Below are 16,615 nucleotides of genomic sequence, written 5' to 3' on the forward strand. Positions count from 1 at the left end.
TGTCACTGATCACGCCGAGATCATCGAGGCGGGATTCTCGATACCAGTCACGCGGCACATGTCGCCGGCATGAGTGCCGATCTCATCACGGAGCCCGGATCCGCAGGCGGGACACGCGATAATACGAACGCGCGGACAAACTGTCGCAAGTCGGGCGGCGTCGACGATGCCTGCGGGGAGGGTAAGCCCAACGGCCATGGCCGACATTCGCCGCGCACAGCGCATGTTTTGGAAACGTCAGTAGTAGCAAGGCAACTGGAGCTCTCTTGCATTGGGATCGGTGCTGGCCCGTCCAATTTGAGCCTTGCGTGTCAGATACACGAGCAAATCGGGCACGGGGCACTGTTCTTGGATCGGCAAGTTGACTTCCGCTGGCATCCAGGAAGCGCATTCGATTCCTCAGAACTCCAGGTCAGCCACGTCAAGGATCTGGTCACGCTGGTTAATCCGCGATCAGCCTACACTTTCATAAACTACCTGCACGAGAACGGGCGTCTCTACCACTTCCTGAATGCACAGTTCGATGCTGTTCTCAGGGCTGAGTTCGAGCAATACCTGAACTGGGCGTTCCGCAGGAACCCGCTTGTCCGCGGCGGCGAGACGGTGCGCGAAATACGCTATGATGGCGAGTTTCGGGTGCGAACCGACGATGCAGTTCTCAGTGCAAGAGACCTAGTGGTCGGCATTGGCAAGCAGGCGCAAATTCCGCCTCAGTTTCGGGGCTGGATTGGACGCAACCTGTTCCACTCATCTGAATTACTGCACATCCATCCTGAGGTGCACAAAAAGCATGTTTATGTTGTCGGCGGAGGACAGTCGGGAGCCGAGGTGCTGTTGCATCTTGTCGGCCGGCCGGAAGAAAGGCGGCCTGCCTCGATCACCTGGATCTCGCAGCGCGAAAACTACCTGCCCCTCGACAACAGCCCGTTCACAAACGAGTTGTTCATGCCCTGTTTTTCGGATCGTTTCGCGGCCATGAGCGAGCCGCAGCGCAAGTTGTTTCTCCGGCGTTTCGTGCTTGCCTCGGACGGGATTTCGGAAAGCACGCTGCGCGCTGTGTATCAGACGCTGTACCGCCACGCATTTCTCGAGCCAAACCCGTGCGACATCACACTGCGGCCGGGCTGCACCGTCTCACACTGCATCAACGCCGGCGCGGGTCACAGGCTGACCCTCCAGCACGGCATGGAGGAGGTCGAAGAACTCACGGCCGACATCGTCATCCTGGCCACCGGTTACGTGAACGCGGTGCCAGACTTCTTTGAACCGATGGCGGACCGGCTGGAACATATCGACAATGAGTTGGCCGTTCGCGAGGATTTTTCGGTGTGCTGGGACGGACCACGTGACAGACGCATCTACGTACAGAACGCGAGCCTCGGGCAGCGCGGGCTGGCCGATCCGAACCTAAGCCTGCTGGCATGGCGAGCTCGCCGCATTCTTGACAGCCTTCTACAGCGCGCACCGCGCGCGAATCCCGAGCATCCTGGCTTCATCAGCCGTACCTCCGTCGAGGGCTGGCCCGACCCAGTAGCCGAAGAAATGGGCAGCGGGATATGACTCGCCGACGACTGATCATCGGCGGGGGCCTCCAAGGAATGATGTCCGCCTCGGCTGCGGCGAAGGCCGGAGCCCTCTCCGAGCTCATCGTGACTGAACAAGCCATTGGACCTGTCGGCGCACCGCGTTGTTCTGCGGGGCTGCATTTGCGTAAGGATCCCAGCAGTTCGCTCACTCGCAGTTGCGCAGTGGCCTTGGTGGTCATGGCTGGGTCGGCGGTCAGCGGCGTGTTCCGGCCCGTAGCGGTGCGTGTCGAGGCTGGCCCGGGTGAGATAAGCAATGATCGGGACCAGTTTAATGCCTACCGAGTAGCCGCATCATCAATAGCATGCTTGGCCGTGATCACCGTGCAGACGTACCGGCCCCACAGATCTTTACGGGCCCGGACGATCTCTCCAGTGAGGAGAGACAACAAAGTCCTGCAATACACCCGGGGCGGAACGCACTTAGCACCACCGTCCACATACCGTGGAGTACCGTCAGCGTCGACCCACAATCTGACCAGCGCCCGACTCCCCTGCCCGGAATGTTCGACCAACCAGTCTTACCAACAGGAGGCTTTCGCATGTTGACTGATGCACAAAGAGAAAAGTGGCAGAAAGTTGGATACCTTAAGCTCGAAACGTTCTTCGATCCCGCGGCTCGGGAGGGTATTTCCAGCTTTGTCGAAGATATCTCACGCTGGGATGTCAGCGACGATAAATGGCTCATGTGGTTCGAGAAGACAACGGACAATCGAAAGATCATCTCTAAGGTCGAGAATTTTCTCGATTTTCACGATCCATTGCGTTCTCTTCTCCTAGAAGATCAGCGCATAAAGTCTGTTGTCGAGGAACTGCTTGGCGAAGATTCGCGCAGGCTCAAGGAGTTGCTTATTTTCCACTATCCCGATAGCGGCGGCTATCGCCCGCATCAAGACATTTATCACATTCCACACAGGCTGCCCGACCGGATGGTCCATGCGGTCGTTGCCATAGGCATTGACGACTCCGACCCGGACAACGGCGGCCTTTTCTTCAGCCCCGGCAACCACAAGAAGGGGGTATTTCCCATGGACGCCGGCGGGGTGATCGATCCTGAAGTCACCGAAACGTTTTCCTGGGAGCCCATAGTATGGAAGGCTGGCGACATCTTCATCTTCGACGATTACGCGCCGCATTACTCACAACCGAACAAAAGCAATCGTTCTCGGCGGACACTCTACTTGGTGTTCCAGCGTGCTTCAACCGGTGGACCGACCCGCGCCGAATATAACGTGCTTAAGCGCGCCGTTAATCCGCCAGAGGGCAAAGTGGCCGATCTCGACAACCTCAAGCCCCCCAACGGCATTTTCTATCGGGATTGAGCTCACGGACCAGGCTCGGCATGCACACGAAACTGATCGACCATAAAGATGCGGGCGGAGAGCGTGGCGTTCTGATTGCCGGCTACTGGAGCACCGCGCGCAGTCCGGTATGTCGGTTGTGGAGGTGTCGCCGGGTCGACGCTAAAGCCCTACTGGCCCCCGTCGTCGCTCGCCTGAGGCCTCAGCGCCGGATTATTCTAACGGGGGCGGCAAACCTGTCGGGCTGCCGTCTCTCTTCGCAACTTGCAGCAGAGGCTGTTTCGTTGGCAGCCGGAGATACCACTGCTTCAACAGCTGAGGTTCGTCATGCGGAAATTTACGTTTTCTCGAACGGAGCTGTCGCGGGCGTTCGGTATCGACGTGGCCACCCTTGGAACGGGAAGCGCTGGCACCGGGTTTTCATTCGGCAAGGTGGCACCGGGCGCCACATCCGAGCCCCATCGGCACGACGAAATCGAGGCTTTCGTAGTCCTGTCCGGAGCGGGCAAGGTCAGGACCGACCGTGGGGAAATCTCAGTCGCGGCCGGCGATGTCGTTCTGTTCCACCCTTTTGAAGCCCATGTGCTGCACAACGATAGGGACGAAGACCTAAATTTCGTCGATGTCTACTGGCGCGACGGCAAGGTCGCCCTCGAAGCTTCTGGACAGGTAGCCACTCCCCGCGGGCCGATCTTCGTCTTCTCCGCGCCGCCGACGCCTAATGGCGATCTGCATCTGGGGCATCTTTCTGGCCCTTATTTTGGCGCCGATGTCTACACGCGTTTCCTGCGCATGAAAGGGGTCGAAGCCTATCACCTGACTGGAAGCGACGATTACCAGAGCTACGTCGCCACGCATGCCGATGCCGATCAATCGACGCCCGCCAAGGTGGCGCGCCATTACGCCGACGAGATTAGAGCCACGCTTGCGCTTCTCGACTGTGAGGTCCACAACTTCCTCCTCACTTTGGGCGATAGCGCTTATGCAGAGTTTCAAGCCGCGTGTTTCCGTAGTCTTCTGAGCAGCACGGCGGTAGATCTGCGCCAGAGCCCTGCGCTCTTCGACGCTGTGACGGGCGACTACCTTTACGAACCGGATGTAAGCGGCCTCTGCCCCGATTGCGGCGGCTCCGCTGCCGGCAACATCTGCGAGGAATGCGGCGCGCCGAACTTATGCCACGACCTAGGTGCAGTCCGGTCGCGGCACTCGGCCGAGGCGCCGGTGGTCGGCTCCGTGCGCCGTCCCGAACTTGCGCTGGAACGGTGCTACGTCAATATCGACCGGCATTTAAGGGCGTCGGGCGCCCCCTTACGGATCATGGACCTCTTCGCGCGTCTACGCCAACGTGGCGACTTTTCCGTGCCCATCACCCACCCATCGGACTGGGGGTTACCGGCCGAGGGGTTCCCGGGGCAGGTGACCTGGGTCTGGCCAGAGATGGCGTTTGGTTTTCTTTACAACATCCAGGCGCTGGCTCGCTCGGTCGGTCGTGACTGGGATGCTTCCTTGCCCAGCGATGATTGGCAGCTTGTCCATTTCTTCGGCTTCGATAATTCCTTCTACCACACGCTACTTTATCCGGCGCTTTATGCTGAGGTATTCTCTCACTGGACGCCGCGCATCCGGTATCATGTGAACGAGTTCTACTTGCTCGACGGCCAGAAGTTCTCGACCAGCCGTGGCCATGCGGTCTGGGGCAAAGAGGTTCTTGGCCCAAAGACAGTCGATGTCGTGCGTCTTCATTTGGGCCTGACACGCCCGGAAGGTGAGCGGACGAACTTCACGCTGGACGCGCTACGCCGCACCGAAAACGAGGTGTTCCAAGGGATCTGGCTGAATTGGCTTGATGCGTTGCACCGGGAAATCAAGCGGGACTTTGGCGGCTGTGTGCCCGACGCAGGCGACTGGGCTCCCGCCGATCGCGATTTCTTTGCTCGGATAGAGATCCATCGCGCGGCGATGGAACGCGCCTATTCGGACGATGGCTTCTCGGTCCGGCGCGCGGCCGCGCAGGCCTGCGATTTCGTGAGCGATTGTGTAGTCTACCGACAGGCGCAAGACTATGAAGCGGCGCGACGTCTCTATCCCGCCCGCACCCGCACTTCGCTCGCCCTTCAGACGACGGCCGCTGCGATCCTGGCACAGACACTCGCGCCGCTCATGCCCCGATTTGCCAGCACTCTCGCGCGAGGCGTCGGCGGCGTGTCAACAGAAACATGGCCGCGGTCGGTCCAGAGGCTTGCGCCCGCAACGACCTTTGATCTCGGGCCCTTGCTGGCGTTCTATGCCAAAGCAGACATTCCTGTTCTCAATGAGGAGGCATAATAGCCTATCGTAATTTCCACCAGATTTGGGCGGCAATCAAAGCCGATAATGCCGAAGCTTTACTCGCTACCATTGGCTGGCGAAGGCGGGCTCCACTGCGCTGACCAACTTTTTCGGAATCGCGGAGAATTCCCGATTGCCAGCCGGTCAAGAAGGTCATGCGGTTCGGGGCGCTGGGTCAGCCTAGTGCGTTGATTCCAACACTTGGTGCCCACGTCTGACGGCTGCGATGATGTTGTCAGGGGCTGCTTTCCAAATGAACGGCTTTGGTTGTTCGTTGTGCTCTTTGATAAAGCGGTTGATGGCCGCCTGGAGATCAACGACGGAATGAAAGACACCATTTTTCAGTCGTCGCCGTGTGAGCTTTGCGAAGAAGCGCTCGACGGCGTTCAACCAGGAACACGATGTCGGAACGAAGTGGAATGTCCAGCGTGGGTGCCGCACCAACCAGGCCCGGACCTTCGGCTGTTCTCTGACGCATGTCGCGATTGCCTCGATGCAATTAACACGTCGCAATCGATCCAGTCCTCTCAAGCTCAGGTTCGACGTGGAATCTTCGCGAGTGACATGATTGGTATGACGCTTGCTATGTCTCCGCGTAGGTCCTCGTAGCTTCTGGCGGGTTCGGATTACCGTGAGACTTTGATCATACTTTCGCTCGCGGAGTGGCCCCGTCAGTGGCACGCTGATAATCGGCTTCGGCCATATCACGCCGCCGGCGGTCTGCAGATCTCGCAGGGCCTGTGCCTCACGCGTGCGCAGGCCGACGAGCTGCTCTCAGAGGATCTCGCGCCGTGCGAACGCGCGGTGAATCGCCTGCTGAAGGCCCGAGGTCGCGCGCACCAGTTCGATGCACTGGTCGACATCTACTTCAACTGCGCGTCGGGAGCGATTGCAGTGATCAAGCTGATCAATGCGGGGGCGGATCGCGGTGTCGGTCAGGCTTGGCATGACGTTTCTACCTTTTCCGCGACTTGGATCGGTCGAGGAGAAACGGAGATCGTTTTCTGGGAGCGGAAAGCCGTTTTCTATCCCTTCAACTCCGCCCCCTGTACGCAATCCGCAAAAATGGAGGTTCTATTTGTGTTTCAATGGGATCAGGCATGACCCAGCGTGATCGAAACGGAGGTAGTGGGTGGTTATGCCGGACTCGAGGACGCGGTCGACAACCATTGGGGCATGCTGTTCAAGGCCGCCGTTCTCTCGACCCTGCTCAGCGTCGGAGTCGAGGCCGGCACGAGCCAGAACGAGAACAACCTTGTTGAACCAATCCGAAGCGGGGCGTCTAACAGCATCAGCCAAACCGGCCAGCAGATCGTGCAGCGCCAGCTCAACATCCAGCCGACGCTGACTATCCGGCCGGGTTTCCCGATGCAGGTCATCGTCACGCGCGACCTGGTGCTGGCGCCCTACGGGAAAGGAGGAACACCGTGACGAAACTCAAGCTTGGGCCGCTCGCCGACGACAAGCCGGTCAAGCTCACCATCGAGCTGCCGGCGGCGGTCTTCAGGGATCTCCAAAGCTTTGTCGAAATTCTAATGCGTAACGGAGACGCGACGAAGCCGATCGAGCTGGTCAATTTGATCGCGCCGATGATCGAGCGTTTCATGGCAACCGACCGCGCCTTTGCGAACGCGCGGCGAAATGCTGCTCAGCCCGCACCTGCGTCACCGGAAAGATCCGGATAGCGCTCGCGAAGTAGGTCGAGGAACGGACTCAGCGATGGATTGCAGTTGGCCTGCCGCCAATAGGCGCGGAAGCTCAGCCGCGTCGGACCCTCGGCATCATGCACCTCGCGGAAGGTGACACCCGGATAGACTGCGCCAGTCGCACTTTCCAATATCAGTAGAATGCCCCAGCCCACGCCGACCAAGGAGAGGAGGCGGTCGAGCACGACATCATGGCGAAGCAGCAGGCAAGGGTCGGAGGATCCCAATTTGCTGATGAGGAGCTTCAGGAATTCCGGTCCCGGGCCTCGCTGTGACATTAAAAGCGATTCGCGCCTCAGTTCGCCCCAGTGAACTACGTCACGGCCCGCCAACGGATGGTTCGCGGGGAGGGCGGCAACGACACGCTCGCTCCAGAGCAACAATGACCTGTCACTCCATTTCGGATTGGGCTCGACCACGAAGGCGACGTCAACGGCGGAGCTGGCGAGATCCGCGATCAAATGGTCTCTCGAGCCGTCGACCAGTTGCCTATCGACATCGGGGAAGCGGTGCCGGTGCTCGAGGAGAGTGGCCCGGAGATTGCCGGCTGAGAGGGAGGTGTGGATGCCGATGGTCAACCGACCGCTCTCGCCACGCGAGCGGGTCTTGAGACGAGCGGTCATTGCATCAGCTTCGCCCACGACGCGCCGGGCGGCATCGAGGAATTCCTGACCTTCAATGGTCGGTCGCGTACCGCCACTTGTGCGCTCGAACAGAGTGCTGCCCAACTTGCATTCGAGATTGCGCAAGCGGCGACTAAGAGTCGACTGCTTGATGTTGAGCGTCTCCGCCGCTTGCCGCAGGCTTCGGTGCTGGGACGCAGCGATCGCCCAGCGTAGATCTCGGAACTCCACAGGCGCGGTCGAAGCCCTATGGCGAGTTGCCGGTGACAGCACTGTTTCTTGAATGGGTCACTCCATTTGCATGCGCTTCTTCAGCACCCCTGCCAGCGAATTCGTTGACTACTGTGAGGTGCGGTCAATTCGGAATAGCTAGGATTCCGGTTCCGGCGGCGTCCCAGACGAGGACACCACCGTAATTTTGGAAGCTTTGATCTTGCGCTTGAGCGCCCGCCTTTTCATGGTGGCCGTCAATCGAGCTTTCTCAGTCCTCTCTTTCGATGTGTTCAAAGGTGGGTTGCGAACCGATAGTCTCAAACTGGACATGCTGCTCTCCTTCATTTTCCTCATATGTGTCGATTGAAGCCGCAGCCCACCTATTGCCTCCTATCGCGAGTTGAGTGGACTTCCACGGTGGCTTGCCTCTCTTGGCCGTTTAAATCAGTCAACCCTCTGGAGGGCAGGCGCAATCGATGTGCCTCTCCAGAGCAGGGATCTCGTTATCTGGCCTCCATTGCGCGGATTTCGAGCGGCTCGGCCCGCGGAAGTGTTCCTGATCGCTCAGCCGTAGTCAGGTCGATTTGGGATTCGTTACCTGAATTCAAGCATGGCGAATGCAGATTAGATTTCTCCCGCTGAGTGACTTCCATGTTTTCGAGTATGAACCGCGCGATACAAAAAACACGACGACTTGCGGCTGTCGACGAATGCCAGCATTCGACCGCTCAAAAATCGCAATACCCACGAGATGCTCAAGCTGCCGTATTGAGCGGCTAAGGGTCGTTTGTTTGATAAGAGGTACGTCAGCCGCCCGTCGGAGACTTCCGAAGTCCGCGGCTATAACAGCATAGCGAAGTTGCCGAGGATCAAGGTTCGGAATTCGAGGTGCTTCGATAGACAGTCGCGAGCCTAGATCATCCATCGCACTTACCAAATTAAAAGGTAACAAAGCTGTGCGCATGGATTGTGACGATTTTTAGTTGTGTGGGACGGTCCGCCAGCGGCCGAGCTCAGCCAGATGACCCACCGCGGGTCCCCGGCTTTGCATGCTCAGCACAGGCTCACATTCGGGATTGCGAAAGATGGGTCCAGTCGAGATCAATGCGCTGCTCATGATCGACCGACTACGCACAAATGCTTGAGAGATTTGATGCATTTGCCAAGCTCTAAGCGCTCCCCTGTTACTGTGAGACCGTCGCCGCTCAAGGCGTCTTGCGGACCTGCATCGGGCTTACGTCATCGGCCGCTGCCATGCTGCAAGACGCGCTCAGATTGTAGCCCGAGCCCAATGAGGGCGAGTGTCATCCATCGCAAAACCAGAGCGTCTCATCAAACGATTCGATGTCTGTTGCGCGACGGAAGATCGTGACTCTAACTATCGATCAGGGCGGATGCTTTGAGACACGCCGTCCGACGTTACGCGCTGATCCGGGTATAGCCGGAGCTGTCGCGCTCACGTCGAGCTAGGCGCCAACAACCGACGCACCTATTTGGTGTGGCTTGCGCCAACAAGGGAGTTTCCACCGTGCTCGAAAATCCGCATCTGAGCGCCGGAGATCAGTCCGACAAGGATGAGAGCATGTGCGCTTCCTGCGTTTTGGCCTTCGATTACACGAGGCGTTGCGCGTTGCGCCAGTCCGGCGATGTTGCGTCATCATGACTGAAGCGCTCGCGCGCTCGCGGGCTATACACGCTCCGAAGCGTTTCGTGCGCGTTGCACGGCGATCCGCTTCGTCCCATTCGCGTGTCGGAGCGGCGCGCTCCGTCACACTTTTGCGAAACCTGATTAGACTAGCTAGATCAGAGTCCAGCGGTCGATGGGCCTTGGCGCAGCGAGCTCGTGATTGGTGGCGCAATCAGCTCTTCAGCCATCCAATAAGTCGGATTGGAGATGACCATCTGGAAACCTCATGCGATATCAAGCGGCTTCCGGAAGGGTGGCCTTTTTGCAAAGGCGGACTAGCCAACGGCAAAACGCACGAGAAATTTCGGGATTGTCACTACGGTCGACCGCATAGGCCCGATAGTGCATGCCGCTGGGCGCACGTGATCCTGGTATCACATGTAGAGCGCCCCCGCGCACCAGATCGCTGACAATGATTTCGGGCGCTACCAGAAGGCATTTTCCCGTCATGACCGCCGGCAGAGCCAGGTAATTGTGATCATAACGCGCCCCCGAGCTTATGTCTTTAGTGGTCAGGTTCATCGCCCGCAGCCATGTGGGCAGTATGTCGGGCCGGGATGTGATATTCAGAATCGGCATTGCGCGAACAATCGAGAGGCCTTTACCAACGACGTGATTTGGAGAGCCCACACAGACCAGTTGCTCGTTGTAGATTTCCCAATCGTCGGCCGGTTCGACGACGGAAAGATCGCGTGTAATCAGGATGTCGAAATCGTCGGTGGATATCGGCAGTGACAGTGAGCTGATCACATCCACGATGACGCCGCCCATTTCTGCGGAAAATGCCTGGAGATTCGGAATCAGAAGAGAGTACGCGAAGGTCGAAAGCGACGTGCGGACCACAAGCCGATTGACGTCTGGACGATCCCGCCGGCGCATTCTCTTAGCGGTGAAGCACACGGTGTCTAGCGGCTCGGCGACTGTGTTCGCAAAGAGCCTTCCGAATTCCGTCAATTCGCTCCGCTTGCCGCGTCGTTGCATGAGGTCTGTGCCCAGATGGTCCTGCAGCACGGCCAGGTAGCGGCTCACGGAGCTCTGGGTCATTCCCAATGCGTGAGCCGCGCGCGTGACGCTTCCTTCTCGCGCGATCGTTACGAACACGCGGATCGCGTTGAGGGGCACTTCATTGTCTCCGGTGGCCATCTTCTATTCCAGAAAATTGTCGCCAGCTCTTACTGGCAGCAGGCCACGACAAAATGAAAGTTCCCAGCAGATTATTCGATGTCTGTCGCCGGATTACTGCTTATAAACGATATATCGCGCGCAAAAACGGCCTAAGCCAAAAACGAACGGCGTAATGGCCTATCGCGCTGAAAACCTCGCCATTCGCGGCGCGGCTGGGACGGATCAGCAAAGGAAGCGAGATTCGGCTGATTTAATCTCGTCCATCCTCTGAAGTCTAAAAATCTCCTCCACCGGCAGAATGTCCTTGTGAACGTTCTGGACGCCGTCATCGGCGATGATCCGGCGGAAGGTCTCCTGCATGCCAGTTGCAGCAGCGCGGATCCCGTAGTTGCCGTAGATCGTCATGCGAATATTGCCGAGTGCCTTGACGCGCTCGGCATTAAGTTCCGGGTACGCGTTCGGCACGATCGCCAGCGGCACCGATCCGGTCCAGGCGCGTGAAAAGCTTTCGATCTCGGAAGGATCCCTCTTTTTCGAATGGATCAAGATCATGTCGGCGCCAGCGTCCACATAGGCTTGAGCACGCTGCAGGGCTTCGGTTTCGCCGAGGCCTGCGATCAGCGCTTCGGTGCGGGCGATCACGAGAAAATCCGGATCCTGTCTTGTCGTGACGGCGGCCGCGATTTTGCCCTTGAACTCCTCAATGCGCAGCAGTTCCTGGCGCCCACCGGCAACGAGGCTCGTCACTTTCGGAAAGGTCTTGTCTTCAATGACGACGGCGCTCGCACCGGCCCGCTCGTATTCGCCGATTGCATGGATGACATTGATTGCGTTGCCGTAGCCCGTATCGATATCGGCGACGATCGGCAGCGTCGTGCGTCCGGCGATCGCCCGCAGCATGTCGAGATGCTGGGTCATCGAGATCAGGCTCATGTCCGGCAGGCCGTAAAGCGCCGACAACTCGAAGCCGGAGGCCCACAGGCCATCGAATCCGGCTTCTTCGGCGAGGATCGCCGAAAGCGGGCTGTGGGCGGCCATGATGTGGACAAGACTGGTCTCGGCCATGCGAGCGCGAAGGCGTTTGGCAGGGGACATCCGGAGATCTTTCAGGACAGGGCTGCGCAGGCGGCGATGATGCGGTCGCAGGCGCGGGTGAGGTCCTCGAGCGAGGAGGCGTAGGAAATGCGGATATAGGGCGAGGCCATAAATCCGCTTCCGGGCACGACGGCTACGGCGAATGCGTCGAGCAGGTACATGGCAAAATCGGTGTCGGTTTCGATCACCTTGCCGCCCGGTGTGCGCTTGCCGATAACACCCGCGCAAGAGGGAAAAACGTAGAAGGCGCCGTCCGGCACGCGACATGAAAGCCCCGCGGCCTGGTTCAGCTTGGCAACGACGAGGTCGCGGCGCTGCAGAAAGGCGCTCGCGAATTCCTGGATATGCTTCCGCCCGCCGGACAGCGCCTCGATGGCGGCATATTGGGAAATCGAACTGGTGTGCGAGGAGGTCTGGCCCTGGATGAGGTTCATGGCCTTGATCAGCGCCAGAGGCCCCGCGCCATAACCGACGCGCCAGCCAGTCATCGCGTCGGCCTTGGACACGCCGTTGACCGTCAGCGTGCGCTCGTAGAGGTCCGGCGCGACCGCCGCCATGCTAGCAAAGTCGGCGTTGTAGGTGAGCTTTTCATAAATATCGTCGGAGAGCACATGGACATGGCCATGGCGCCGCAACACCGCAGCGAGCGCGAGCAATTCGCCTCGGCTGTACACCGCACCGGTCGGGTTGGACGGCGAATTCAGCATGAGCCACTTGGTGCGCGGCGTGATGGCAGCTTCGAGCGCCTCGGGGCGTAGCTTGAAGCCATGGAATTCATCGCAGGCGACGAGAACCGGCTTGCCGCCAGCCAGCGCCACCATATCGGGATAGGAGACCCAACAGGGTGTCGGGATCACCACCTCCTCGCCCGGGTCGAGGGTGGCGAACAGTGCGTTGAATACGACCTGCTTGGCCCCACAGCCGACCGTAATTTGGTCGATGTCGTAGTCGAGCCCGTGATCGCGGCGGAAGCTCTCGCGGATCACGTTGCGCAGCGGCTTGATACCGGCGACCGCGGTGTATTTCGTCCGCCCATCCCGGATCGCCCGGATACCGGCTTCGCAGACAGCAGACGGCGTGTCGAAATCCGGTTCGCCCTGGCTGAGCGTGATCACATCGGCGCCCCGATCTTTCAGTTCGGCAGCGCGGGCCGTCATGGCCTTGGTTTCGGAGGGACGAACGGCATTGAGCCGTTCTGCAACGAGAGACAAGATCGAATACCTGCGAATTTGAAAGCAAAAACTCCCGACGACTTCTACTCGTTCCTTGATGGCTTAACCAATCAGACCATCGCGTTTTCAAATGAAGGCATCGAAAACTACGATGCTTTACGCCCGTCGCGTCGACATGCCTTTCTCGCAGGCGCGCCGTCCAGCGGTCAAAGCCGCGAGCAAGATCAGAACACTGATGACGTTGGTCACGGCTCGCACCTCGGACAAGCGAGACTGAAGATTTGAACGAGCGCGCCTAGAAAAACATTGTGAGATAGGTGCGCACGCCGGTGCGGTTCGCTTCCGTTTTGTCGCGCCGATGCATGCGCTCCGCAGTTAACAGGATCGCTTGCTTAGCGAGGGCGTCGGCGGAGGCCGACAATTCGCTGTTCGGCTGCCCAACTCGGCGACCTTTGACTCGAGACAGTTTTCCCGACAGCGAGGATGCTAGCCGAACCTCCGGCTGATACCGAGGCCTTTGCCACCCGCGTCGCCCACGAGACCTTTCCACCAAAGTTGCGCACCGCACTCACCGATTGCGCTTACTTTCCGTCGCTCTCCCAAGAGCGGAACACGTCATCGCATCTGCGGATGTACATATCGAATTATTCGATGGTCGTCATCCGACTGTAGCAGTACGAGTTTCTAAGGTCTGGCACGCCAGCGTACACGTCCAAACGGGATGATCTCGGTGCCGTGCTCCGCAGGGGGTTTTCATGACGATGTGGAGGTAACGGCGATGGCATCCGTATCGATTGACAGCATCCATAAGAATTACGGCGCAACATCCGTCTTGCGTGGTGTTTCGCTGTCGATAGCGGATGGCGAGTTCCTGACGCTGTTGGGACCATCGGGGTGTGGGAAGTCGACGCTGCTGCGTATCCTGGCGGGACTCGAGGTGCAGGATGCAGGTTCGCTCTCGATTGGCGAGCGGGCTGTCGACAACCTCAGGCCGAAGTGCCGGGACGTAGCGATGGTGTTCCAGTCTTATGCGCTCTATCCCCATATGACGGTTGCCTCCAACATGGGCCTGCCGCTTCGAATGCGCCGGCTCTCGACCTTCGAGAGGCTTCCTCTTCTGGGCCGCCTGCTGCCGGGAACGGCGCGGATCGCTGCCGAGATCGACGCGGAAGTCACCCGTACGGCCAAGTCCCTCGGCATTGGCCACCTGCTGGCCCGCAAACCGGGGCAGCTCTCCGGCGGCCAGCGCCAGCGCGTGGCGGTCGGCCGGGCGATGGTGCGTCATCCGGCTGTTTTCCTGATGGATGAGCCGCTGTCAAATCTCGACGCCAAGCTCCGTGTGCAGATGCGCGCCGAAATCAAGGAACTGCACCAGCGGCTCGGGGTCACCTTCGTCTATGTCACTCATGACCAAGCCGAGGCCATGACGCTGTCGGACCGCGTGGCTGTGATGCTCGACGGCGAGTTGTTGCAGGTCGCTCCGCCGCAGGAGATCTATGCCGATCCGGACGACCGGCGCGTCGCCGAATTCATCGGTTCGCCCAAGATCAACATGCTCGACGGTGTGGTGCGCGAACGTGGCCTGATCGATGTGGCCGGATCGACGCTTGCGATCGGGGCCGATGCGCTTGCCGGAGCGCATCTCACCCTCGGCATTCGCCCCGAGGCTTTTCATCTCGCCGAACGCGGCGGGCAGGGCGCACTGACCGGTTCCGTGCGCATGATCGAGCATATGGGCTCCGATCTCTTCGTCCATCTCGATCTGGCGGGCGGCGATCATCCGTTGATCGCAAGGCTGCTGGCCGAACGGGCGCCTCATGTCGTCCCCGGCCAGACCCTACACGTCGGCGTCGGGCCAGATCGCGTGCTTCTGTTTGATCATGATGGGCGTCGTTTGCGCCAAGAAGTCGAATCCGGCCGGGCGTCGGTCACGCCGATCCGGGAGGTCGCCCGATGAGCGAGCCTCTTGCTCTTACCGGCGCTCCCGACGAGCCATCTGCGACGGGTAGCGTTCGAGCGCTCCCATCCCCCGCCGTCGCACCGGCCCGCAGGCGGGCCTTGACAGAAGCGCTGGCGGCCTGGGCGCTGGCCGGGCCGGCGGTCTTCTTTCTGCTCGCCCTGTTCTTCCTGCCGGTGATCGGCGTCCTTGTCATCGCGCTCACCGACTGGCAATTCGGCGCGCTGACGCTCGCCTTTGTCGGCCTCGCCAACTTCCGCGAGGTCTTCGCTGACGATGGTTTTAGGGCCTCGCTCGTCAACACAATCGTCTACGTTCTGATCGTCGTGCCGGGCACCCTCGTCTTTGGCCTTCTGATTGCGCTTCTGATCGAAAGCGGAAAGTCCTGCCGCTCCTTTTACCGCGCCATCCACTTCCTGCCCTTCATGGCGACGCTCACGGCCATGGCGGTCGCTTGGGAGGCATTGCTGCATCCCACGATCGGCCTCGTCAACCAGACGCTCGCCGCCATCGGCCTGCCGACCGCCAACTGGCTGCGCGACGAGAATACGGCCCTCCCGGTGCTGGCCGTCATCGGTATCTGGCAGAACCTGGGCTACGCCATGGTGCTGTTTCTGGCGGGCCTGAAGAGCATCCCGCAGGATCTCTACGATGCTGCCGATATCGACGGTGCTGACCTTTGGCTCGACCGATTTCGCACCGTCACCTTGCCGCTGCTCGGGCCGGTCTCGATGTTCGTCGTCATCGTCGTGGCGCTGAGGGCATTCGAGTCGTTCGACACCGTGAAAGTGCTTACCCAAGGCGGGCCCGGCCACGCCTCCGAAATGCTGCTCTACACGCTATATCGGGAGAGCTTTGAGTATCTGCGCACCGGATATGGCGCCGCCGTTGCGGTCGTCTTTCTCGCCATCGTCGTGACCCTCACCCTCGCTCAAGCCCGGCTCATGGATAGGAAGGTGCATTACCAATGAGCATCAACATGCACCCGAACCGCTTGTTGCAGCCGTCCGCCATCGTTCGCCATGCGGTTCTACTCACCACCGGCGCGCTCATTCTTGTACCTTTCGTCTGGATGGTGTCGCTATCGCTCAAGCCGCCGGGGGAGATCTTCCGCGCGTCATTCTCCTTTTGGCCGACGCAATTCTATGGCGTCGAGAACTACACCAAGGCGCTTACCGAAGCGCCGCTGCCGCGCTATATGGGCAATGGCCTGATCGTTTGTGCTCTGATCCTCGGCCTTCAGATCCTCGTATGCGCCCCTTGCGCCTATGCGCTCGCCAAGCTTCGCTTTCCCGGCCGAGACCTGCTCTTCGCCATGGTGTTGATCGGCCTGCTGCTGCCGCACCAGGTGCTCTCGCTGCCGCTCTTCGTCCTCGGTTACCAGCTTGGCATTCTCAACACGTATGCTGCGCTTATCTTCCCTTATGTGGTCTCGCCCTTCGGCATCTTCCTGTTCCGCCAGTTCTTCAAGACCATTCCCGATGACGTGGTCCATGCCGCGCGGCTCGACGGTCTCTCAGAAATCGCGATCGTGTGGAAGATCATGGTGCCAATGGCACTGCCGGCACTTGCCGCATTCTCGATCTTCTCAGTTGTTGGCCATTGGAATGATCTGTTCTGGCCATTGATTGCGGTACGGGACGAATCCCTGATGCCTCCGCCCCTCGGAATCATGGCTTTCAAGAGCGAAGAGTCCGGCAATGACTACGGCCCGCTGATGGCCGCATCGACCCTTATCGTTCTCCCCCTGGTCGTCGCTTTCCTTGCCGCTCAGAAGTGGTTCGTCGAAGGTATGACTGGCGGAGCCGTCAAGTAGGATCGTGGA

Annotated in this window: 14 protein-coding genes and 2 pseudogenes; 10 read left to right on the forward strand and 6 right to left on the reverse strand. The window is 59.6% G+C overall.

From position 1 onward, the window contains the following. Positions 1-255 precede the first annotated feature (255 nt). The 3 genes from FXB40_RS24075 (at position 256) to FXB40_RS24085 (ending at position 5,209) form a co-directional block, all read left to right on the forward strand. Positions 256-1,560, forward strand: a complete 1,305-nt coding sequence (locus FXB40_RS24075) for a lysine N(6)-hydroxylase/L-ornithine N(5)-oxygenase family protein (protein ID WP_148774779.1) — start codon at positions 256-258, stop codon at positions 1,558-1,560. 565 nt (positions 1,561-2,125) lie between these two features. Beyond that, positions 2,126-2,905, forward strand: coding sequence for a phytanoyl-CoA dioxygenase family protein (locus tag FXB40_RS24080; protein ID WP_148774680.1), 780 nt, complete (start codon positions 2,126-2,128; stop codon positions 2,903-2,905). Positions 2,906-3,211: 306 nt separating this feature from the next. Then, entirely contained in the window at positions 3,212-5,209 is a 1,998-nt protein-coding gene (locus tag FXB40_RS24085) for a class I tRNA ligase family protein (protein WP_148774681.1), read from the forward strand. Positions 5,210-5,392: 183 nt separating this feature from the next. On the opposite strand, the pseudogene FXB40_RS24090 reads toward FXB40_RS24085, so the two are convergent. Next, a pseudogene (locus FXB40_RS24090) lies at positions 5,393-5,680 on the reverse strand (IS630 family transposase); the annotation flags it as partial. A 171-nt stretch (positions 5,681-5,851) separates the two neighbouring features. Here FXB40_RS24090 and FXB40_RS24095 point away from each other — a divergent pair. The 3 genes and pseudogenes from FXB40_RS24095 (at position 5,852) to FXB40_RS24105 (ending at position 6,897) form a co-directional block, all read left to right on the forward strand. Beyond that, the gene (locus tag FXB40_RS24095) at positions 5,852-6,316 is read left to right on the forward strand and encodes a glycoside hydrolase family protein (RefSeq protein ID WP_148774682.1); all 465 of its coding nucleotides are present in this window, start codon (positions 5,852-5,854) and stop codon (positions 6,314-6,316) included. A 30-nt stretch (positions 6,317-6,346) separates the two neighbouring features. Then, positions 6,347-6,643, forward strand: a pseudogene (locus tag FXB40_RS24100) (TraB/TrbI/VirB10 family type IV secretion system protein); the annotation flags it as partial. Further along, entirely contained in the window at positions 6,640-6,897 is a 258-nt protein-coding gene (locus FXB40_RS24105) for a DUF2274 domain-containing protein (protein ID WP_148774683.1), read from the forward strand. The pseudogene FXB40_RS24100 and the gene FXB40_RS24105, both read left to right, overlap by 4 nt. On the opposite strand, the gene FXB40_RS24110 is transcribed toward FXB40_RS24105, so the two are convergent. The 5 genes from FXB40_RS24110 to FXB40_RS24130 form a co-directional block, all read right to left on the reverse strand. Beyond that, a complete protein-coding gene (locus FXB40_RS24110) occupies positions 6,861-7,814 on the reverse strand; it encodes a LysR family transcriptional regulator (protein ID WP_246207870.1) in 954 nt (317 codons plus the stop codon). The genes FXB40_RS24105 and FXB40_RS24110 overlap by 37 nt on opposite strands. Before the next feature lie 544 nt (positions 7,815-8,358). After that, positions 8,359-8,718 carry a helix-turn-helix domain-containing protein gene (locus tag FXB40_RS50420; protein WP_148774684.1) on the reverse strand — a complete coding sequence of 120 codons (360 nt, stop codon included), beginning with the start codon at positions 8,716-8,718 and terminating at the stop codon, positions 8,359-8,361. A gap of 957 nt (positions 8,719-9,675) precedes the next feature. Then, positions 9,676-10,584 (reverse strand): LysR family transcriptional regulator, encoded by a 909-nt coding sequence (locus FXB40_RS24120; RefSeq protein WP_148774685.1) that lies wholly within the window; start codon positions 10,582-10,584, stop codon positions 9,676-9,678. 204 nt (positions 10,585-10,788) lie between these two features. After that, complete coding sequence (locus tag FXB40_RS24125; protein WP_246207873.1) at positions 10,789-11,631, reverse strand: isocitrate lyase/phosphoenolpyruvate mutase family protein; 843 nt, start codon at positions 11,629-11,631, stop codon at positions 10,789-10,791. Positions 11,632-11,672: 41 nt separating this feature from the next. Beyond that, entirely contained in the window at positions 11,673-12,818 is a 1,146-nt protein-coding gene (locus FXB40_RS24130; protein WP_148774687.1) for a pyridoxal phosphate-dependent aminotransferase, read from the reverse strand. Between the two features lie 72 nt (positions 12,819-12,890). On the opposite strand from FXB40_RS24130, the gene FXB40_RS24135 reads away from it, so the two are divergent. The 4 genes from FXB40_RS24135 (at position 12,891) to FXB40_RS24150 (ending at position 16,606) form a co-directional block, all read left to right on the forward strand. Further along, positions 12,891-13,118, forward strand: coding sequence for a hypothetical protein (locus tag FXB40_RS24135; protein ID WP_148774688.1), 228 nt, complete (start codon positions 12,891-12,893; stop codon positions 13,116-13,118). Positions 13,119-13,611: 493 nt separating this feature from the next. Then, positions 13,612-14,790, forward strand: coding sequence for an ABC transporter ATP-binding protein (locus FXB40_RS24140; protein ID WP_148774689.1), 1,179 nt, complete (start codon positions 13,612-13,614; stop codon positions 14,788-14,790). After that, on the forward strand, positions 14,787-15,761 hold the full coding sequence (locus tag FXB40_RS24145; RefSeq protein ID WP_148774690.1) for a carbohydrate ABC transporter permease: 975 nt from the start codon (positions 14,787-14,789) through the stop codon (positions 15,759-15,761). Before FXB40_RS24140 ends, FXB40_RS24145 begins: the two co-directional genes overlap by 4 nt. Further along, entirely contained in the window at positions 15,758-16,606 is an 849-nt protein-coding gene (locus FXB40_RS24150; protein WP_246207876.1) for a carbohydrate ABC transporter permease, read from the forward strand. Before FXB40_RS24145 ends, FXB40_RS24150 begins: the two co-directional genes overlap by 4 nt. The last annotated feature ends 9 nt before the right edge of the window (positions 16,607-16,615 follow it).

Origin of the sequence: Bradyrhizobium rifense, assembly GCF_008123425.1 — a bacterium.
GTDB classification, from domain to species: Bacteria; Pseudomonadota; Alphaproteobacteria; order Rhizobiales; family Xanthobacteraceae; genus Bradyrhizobium; species Bradyrhizobium rifense.